Here is a 6,487-nt window from a genome sequence, read left to right as displayed (position 1 = left end):
GCCGGGCGGTCAGCCAGGTCGGCCGGCCGGTCAGCGAGAAGATGCTCACCCAGACCCTCCAGAACCTCGAACGCGACGGTCTGGTGCACCGGGACGCCAAGCCCGTCATCCCGCCCCGCGTCGACTACTCCCTCACCGGGCTGGGCCGCGAGGCCGCCGAACAGGTGCGGGCGCTGGCCCGGTGGACCGACACCCGGATGCCGGAGGTCGAGAAGGCCCGCCAGGCATACGACGAGGCCCGGGAACCGCGCTCCCGGGCCTCGTGAACCGCCGCACGCCTCAGCCGACGACGGTCCAGGTGTCCCCGCCCGCCAGCAGCGCGGCCAGGTCGCCCTTGCCGTGCTGTTCGATCGCGGTCTCCAGCTGGTCCGCCAACTGCGTGTCGTAGACCGGCCGCTCGACCGAGCGCAACACGCCGATCGGCGTGTGATGCAGGGTGTCCGGATCGGCGAGGCGGGAGAGGGCGAACGCGGTGGTGGGCGACGCGGCGTGCGCGTCGTGCACCAGGACGTCCGCCTCGTTCTCCGGGGTCACCGTGACGATCCTCAGGTCGCCGGTCCGCTGGTCGCGTACGACCCCCCGCGCCCCGTCCGCGCCGAACCGGATCGGCCGCCCGTGCTCCAGGCGGATCACCGCGTCCTCGGCCGACTGCCGGTCCTTCAGCGCCTCGAACGCCCCGTCGTTGAAGATGTTGCAGTTCTGGTAGATCTCCACCAGCGCCGTGCCCGGATGGGCCGCCGCCTGCCGCAGCACCTCCGTCAGGTGCCTGCGGTCCGAGTCGACGGTCCGCGCCACGAACGACGCCTCGGCCCCCAGCGCCAGCGACACCGGGTTGAACGGGGCGTCGAGCGAACCCATCGGCGTCGACTTGGTGATCTTGCCGACCTCGGAGGTGGGCGAGTACTGGCCCTTGGTGAGCCCGTAGATGCGGTTGTTGAACAGCAGGATCTTCAGGTTGACGTTGCGTCGCAGGGCGTGGATCAGATGGTTGCCGCCGATGGACAGCGCGTCGCCGTCCCCCGTCACCACCCACACGCTCAGGTCGCGGCGGCCGGCCGCCAGCCCCGTCGCGATCGCCGGGGCCCGCCCGTGGATGGAGTGCATGCCGTACGTGTTCATGTAGTACGGGAAGCGCGAGGAGCAGCCGATGCCGGAGACGAAGACGATGTTCTCCTTGGCCAGCCCCAGTTCCGGCATGAAGCCCTGGACGGCCGCCAGGATCGCGTAGTCACCGCAGCCGGGGCACCAGCGCACTTCCTGATCGGACTTGAAGTCCTTCATGGACTGCCTGGCCTCGGCCTTGGGGACGAGCGAGAGCGCCTCGATCGTGCCCGTGCCTTCCGTCGAGGTCTCAGCCATCGATGGCCTCCTTGAGCGCCGCGGCGAGCTGCTCCGCCTTGAACGGCATGCCGTTGACCTGGTTGTGGGAGTGCGCGTCGACCAGGTACTTCGCCCGGATCAGGGTGGCGAGCTGGCCGAGGTTCATCTCGGGCACGACGACCTTGTCGTACCGCTTCAGCACCGCGCCGAGGTTGCGCGGGAACGGGTTCAGGTGCCGCAGATGGGCCTGCGCGATCGCCTCCCCGGCCGTCCGCAGCCGCCGCACCGCCGCGGTGATCGGCCCGTAGGTGGAACCCCAGCCCAGCACCAGGGTCCTCGCGCCGTGCGGATCGTCCACCTCCAGGTCCGCGACCTCGATGCCGTCGATCTTGGCCTGCCGGGTGCGGACCATGAAGTCGTGGTTGGCGGGCGAGTACGAGATGTTCCCCGTCCCGTCCTCCTTCTCGATCCCGCCGATACGGTGCTCCAGCCCGGGCGTGCCCGGGACCGCCCACGGCCGCGCCAGGGTCTGCGGATCACGCTTGTACGGCCAGAACACCTCGCTGCCGTCGTCCAGCGTGTGGTTGGGACCCTGCGCGAACTGCACCCGCAGGTCCGGCAGCTCCTCCAGCTCCGGGATCCGCCACGGCTCCGAGCCGTTGGCCAGGTAGCCGTCGGACAGCAGCATCACCGGCGTGCGGTAGGCCAGCGCGATGCGGGCCGCCTCCAGCGCCGCGTCGAAGCAGTCCGCCGGCGTGCACGGCGCGACGATCGGCACCGGCGCCTCGCCGTTGCGGCCGTACATCGCCTGCAGCAGATCCGCCTGCTCGGTCTTGGTGGGCAGCCCCGTGGACGGTCCGCCGCGCTGGATGTCGATCACCAGCAGCGGCAGTTCGAGGGAGACCGCGAGCCCGATGGTCTCCGACTTCAGCGCCACCCCCGGACCGGAGGTGGTCGTCACGGCCAGCGAACCGCCGAACGCGGCCCCCAGCGCCGCACCGATGCCGGCGATCTCGTCCTCCGCCTGGAAGGTGCGCACGCCGAAGTTCTTGTGCCGGCTGAGCTCGTGCAGGATGTCCGAGGCCGGCGTGATCGGGTACGAGCCCAGGAACAGCGGCAGGTCGGCCTGCCGGGAGGCGGCGACCAGCCCGTAGGACAGGGCCAGGTTCCCGGAGATGTTCCGGTAGGTGCCCACCGGGAACGCCTTCGCCGCCGGGGCCACCTCGTAGCTGACCGCGAAGTCCTCGGTCGTCTCCCCGAAGTTCCACCCCGCGCGGAACGCGGCGATGTTCGCGGCGGCGATGTCGGGCTTCTTGGCGAACTTCGACCGCAGGAACCTCTCGGTGCCCTCGGTCGGCCGGTGGTACATCCATGACAGAAGGCCGAGCGCGAACATGTTCTTGCTGCGCTCGGCCTCCTTGCGGGTGAGGTCGAATTCCTTGAGAGCCTCGACGGTCAGGGTGGTCAGCGGGACCGGATGGAGCTGGTAACCGTCGAGGGACCCGTCCTCCAGCGGCGAGGCCGCGTACCCCACCTTCTGCATCGCCCGTTTGGTGAACTCGTCCGTGTTGACGATGATCTCGGCGCCGCGCGGCACATCGGCGATGTTCGCCTTCAGCGCCGCGGGGTTCATGGCGACGAGCACGTTCGGCGCGTCGCCCGGGGTGAGGATGTCGTGGTCGGCGAAGTGCAGCTGGAACGAGGAGACGCCGGGCAGGGTGCCGGCGGGCGCACGGATCTCGGCGGGGAAGTTGGGCAGGGTCGACAGGTCGTTGCCGAACGACGCCGTCTCCGAGGTGAAGCGGTCACCGGTGAGCTGCATACCGTCACCCGAGTCACCCGCGAACCTGATGATCACCCGGTCGAGACGACGGACGTCCTTCGTCCCGCCCGGTTTGCGCTGCTCTCCCACGACGGCCGCGTCCGCTCCGTCGGTTCCGTCGGCCTGTTCCGCTGGGCTGACCTGACTGGTCACTGAACTGGACCTCCCTCGAGACGGCTGTCCCGGAGGGCCTTCCCGAAGGTCCTCCACGGATCAACCCTACGTCGGTAAGGGTCGCCTTCCCTCGGCCGTTGGTCTGACGTTCTCCTGTCCCGAGACGGCCCGGCGCCCCCGTTGGTCATGATTTCCCGCCTCCCGGCGCCAGGGCGTCAGACGCTCCGGATCCGGGCCGAGGTTCTCCGTGTCCACGCCGGGGTCGTGCGCCCGGCGAAGGGCACGGCGGCACCTCGCTAGGAGTTGAGGTAGGTGAGAACGGCGAGTACCCGGCGGTGATCCCCGTCACTCGGGGACAGGCCGAGCTTCAGGAAGATGTTGCTGACGTGCTTCTCCACCGCCCCGTCGCTGACCACCAGCTGCCGGGCGATCGCCGAGTTGGTCCGCCCCTCGGCCATCAGCCCGAGGACCTCCCGCTCCCGGGGTGTGAGCCCCGCCAGCACATGCTGCTTCCGGCTGCGTCCGAGGAGCTGGGCCACGACCTCCGGGTCGAGCGCCGTGCCGCCCTGGGCGACCCGCACCACGGCGTCCACGAACTCCCGCACCTCGGCCACCCGGTCCTTGAGCAGATACCCGACGCCACGGCTCGATCCGGCCAGCAGCTCCGTGGCGTACCGCTCCTCCACGTACTGCGACAACACCAGCACCCCGAGCCCGGGATGCGCCTTGCGCAGCTGGACTGCGGCCCGCACCCCTTCGTCCGTATGGGTGGGCGGCATCCGCACGTCCGCGACGACGACGTCGGGCAGCGCGCCCTCGTCGTCCAGCTCGGTGATGGTCTTGACCAGCGCCTCGGCGTCCCCCACCCCCGCGACCACGTCGTGTCCCCGGTCGGTGAGCAACCGGGTCAGCCCCTCCCGCAACAACACCGAATCCTCGGCGATGACCACCCGCACCCTGTCCTCCACGATCCTCGGCCCCCCAGCCGTCCACCCCGTTGGTCGAACCAGTCAAGCATTCCAGCTCCCGGCTCGTCTGCACTCGAAAACGGGCAGGTCCGGAGAGGAGGGGCGGAGGAGGGGCGGACGAGGGACAGGGAAGTCAGGGGAGGGGAGGGTGGCTCCGGGGCTGGGGGGTGGTGGGCCGAGGCGGCGACCTGGGGCTGCGCCGCCGCCTGGAACGCTTCCCGTTCGTGCCGGCCGACGCCGACCGCCTCGCCCAGGACTGCTACGAGGCGTGCGACATCCAGGTCGAGGGCCTCCAGCGGCGCCTGGCGGCGATCGGCGGCCCGAAGGTCAGGTCAGGCCGCCCCGCCAGGGGAGTTCCGCGGTGATCCGGGTGGGCCCGCCCGCCGGGGAGTCCACGACCAGGATCCCGTCGACCGCGTCCAGCCGTCCGGCGAGACCGGCCAGTCCCGACCCGCCGGAGGCGTCCGCGCCGCCCACCCCGTCGTCCATCACCTGCAGCATCAACCGGTCGTCCGTCCGCCACACGTCCACCGACGCCGACCGTGCCCCGCTGTGCTTGCTGACGTTCTGCAGCAGCTCCGAGACGGTGAAGTAGGCGATGCCCTCGATCGCCGGCGCCGGCCGCTCCACCAGATCCACGTCCACCTTCACCGGCACCGTGCAGCGCGAGGCCACCGAGGACAGGGCCGCGTCCAGGCCCCGGTCCGTCAGGACGGCCGGGTGGATCCCGCGCGCCAGGTCCCGCAGCTCCTGCAGCGCCGTCTTCACCTCGCCGTGCGCGGCGCCCACCATCCGCGCCGCCTCCTGCGGGTCCTCCCGCAGCTTCTCCTTCGCCAGTCCCAGATCCATCGCCAGGGTGACCAGCCGGGCCTGCGCCCCGTCGTGCAGATCGCGCTCGATGCGCCGCAGATCGGCCGCCGCCGCGTCCACCACGACGCCCCGGTCGGACTCCAGCTCGGCGACCCGCGCCCCCAGCGAGGACGGCCCGAGCAGACCGTGCACCAGCAGCCGGTCCACCGTCGTCAGCGCGCGCACGATCCACGGCGATGCCAGCGTGATCAGCAGTCCCACCAGCGCCGTCACGGTGATCTCGAAGGGGTTGTCGAGGTAGACGCTGCGCTGCTGGTCGCCGTACAGCTGCAGGCCGCCCTGGCCGCCGTACATCGGGAAGACCCAGAACCACAGCGGGTACGTCAGCATCGTCCAGCCGAGCGACCACACCGTCACGGTGACGGCGAAGGAGAACACCGCCCACGGGAACTGCACCACCGCGTACAGCATGTTCCGCCAGGACGTGCCGCTCTTGAGGACCGCGCCCATCCAGCCCATCGCGCCGCTGCCGCGCACCCGCAGCGGCTCGGGCTCGCCCACCTCCAGGCCGAGCAGCCCGCGCGCCCGGGCCCGCTCCAGCGACCCGAGCCCCCGGCACGCGGCCAGACCCGCCGCCAGCACCGGGACGCCCAGGAACGTCACCAGCAGACCCGCCCCCAACGACAGCATCGTGACGGCGAACGTGAACAGCACGACCCCGATCGGCAGACCGAGCAGGACATAGAGCAGCTCACGCCAGTGGCGCGCCGTGAGCGGCTCGCGCAGCCCGGCCGGCAACAGCTGCCGGCGCTCCCCGCCCCGGCTCCCGTACCCGCCCCCGGGCCGCTCGCCCTGCTCGTACCGGTCGTCCTGCCCCCGCAGGTCGTCCTGCCGGGACCGGTCGTACTGCTCGTACTGTCCGTACTGCCCGTACTGCGTGGCCATCGGCGTCGTCCGTTCTCGTCGTCCTGCTCGTCGCGCAGTTGTCGATCCGTAGCTCCCAGCCTGCTCGGCGACGGGCGCGCGGACCATGGAGTCCGTCGGCGTCCCGGGAGGGGGGTTTTCCCTACCTCCCGCGGCCGCCGGCCCCGCGGTCCCGCCAGGGCAGCTCCGCCGTCACCGTCGTGGGACCCCCGGCCGGCGAGTCCACGACGAACAGCCCGTCCACGGCGTCCAGCCGCTCCGCGAGCCCCCGCATCCCGGACCCGGCGTCCAGCGACGCGCCGCCCCGGCCGTCGTCCCACACCTGGACGAGCAGCCGGTCGTCCGTCCGCCACACGTCCACCGAGGCCGAGCGCGCCCCGCTGTGCTTGCTGACGTTCTGCAGCAGCTCCGAGACGGTGAAGTAGGCGATGCCCTCGATGGCCTGCGCCGGCCTGGACGGCAGGTCCGCCGTCACCTTCACCGGCACCGTGCAGCGCGAGGCCACCGAGGACAGGGCCGCGTCCAGGCC

Annotated in this window: 7 protein-coding genes; 2 read left to right on the top strand and 5 right to left on the bottom strand. The window is 71.5% G+C overall.

Features of this window, described 5'->3' with window-relative positions; translation table 11 throughout:
- A partial coding sequence (locus ACFVYK_RS06585; protein ID WP_389769363.1) for a winged helix-turn-helix transcriptional regulator occupies nt 1-266 on the top strand: 266 nt, incomplete at its 5' end.
- A gap of 13 nt (nt 267-279) precedes the next feature.
- Here the strand turns inward: ACFVYK_RS06585 and ACFVYK_RS06580 are convergent.
- The 3 genes from ACFVYK_RS06580 to ACFVYK_RS06570 all read right to left on the bottom strand — a co-directional run bounded on the left by ACFVYK_RS06580 (nt 280) and on the right by ACFVYK_RS06570 (nt 4,224).
- Complete coding sequence (locus ACFVYK_RS06580) at nt 280-1,359, bottom strand: 2-oxoacid:ferredoxin oxidoreductase subunit beta (protein ID WP_389769362.1); 1,080 nt, start codon at nt 1,357-1,359, stop codon at nt 280-282.
- On the bottom strand, nt 1,352-3,295 hold the full coding sequence (locus tag ACFVYK_RS06575) for a 2-oxoacid:acceptor oxidoreductase subunit alpha (protein WP_389769360.1): 1,944 nt from the start codon (nt 3,293-3,295) through the stop codon (nt 1,352-1,354). The genes ACFVYK_RS06580 and ACFVYK_RS06575 overlap by 8 nt, the downstream gene beginning before the upstream one ends.
- Before the next feature lie 257 nt (nt 3,296-3,552).
- Nucleotides 3,553-4,224: a LuxR C-terminal-related transcriptional regulator gene (locus ACFVYK_RS06570; RefSeq protein WP_389769357.1), complete on the bottom strand. Its 672-nt coding sequence runs from the start codon at nt 4,222-4,224 to the stop codon at nt 3,553-3,555.
- Nucleotides 4,225-4,391: 167 nt separating this feature from the next.
- Here ACFVYK_RS06570 and ACFVYK_RS06565 point away from each other — a divergent pair, with 167 nt between their 5' ends.
- The gene (locus ACFVYK_RS06565) at nt 4,392-4,589 is read left to right on the top strand and encodes a hypothetical protein (protein ID WP_389769657.1); all 198 of its coding nucleotides are present in this window, start codon (nt 4,392-4,394) and stop codon (nt 4,587-4,589) included.
- Here ACFVYK_RS06565 and ACFVYK_RS06560 read toward each other — a convergent pair.
- Together ACFVYK_RS06560 and ACFVYK_RS06555 are read right to left on the bottom strand one after the other, a co-directional pair.
- The gene (locus ACFVYK_RS06560) at nt 4,552-5,979 is read right to left on the bottom strand and encodes a sensor histidine kinase (protein WP_389769354.1); all 1,428 of its coding nucleotides are present in this window, start codon (nt 5,977-5,979) and stop codon (nt 4,552-4,554) included. The genes ACFVYK_RS06565 and ACFVYK_RS06560 overlap by 38 nt on opposite strands.
- Nucleotides 5,980-6,100: 121 nt before the next feature.
- Nucleotides 6,101-6,487, bottom strand: a 387-nt coding sequence (locus tag ACFVYK_RS06555; protein WP_389769352.1) for a sensor histidine kinase, incomplete at its 5' end; no start/stop codon positions are given.

The organism is Streptomyces sp. NPDC058291 (assembly GCF_042880855.1).
Lineage (GTDB): Bacteria > Actinomycetota > Actinomycetes > Streptomycetales > Streptomycetaceae > Streptomyces.
Note: the sequence above shows the minus strand (reverse complement) of the source record. Positions and strands in the feature narration are given on the sequence as shown.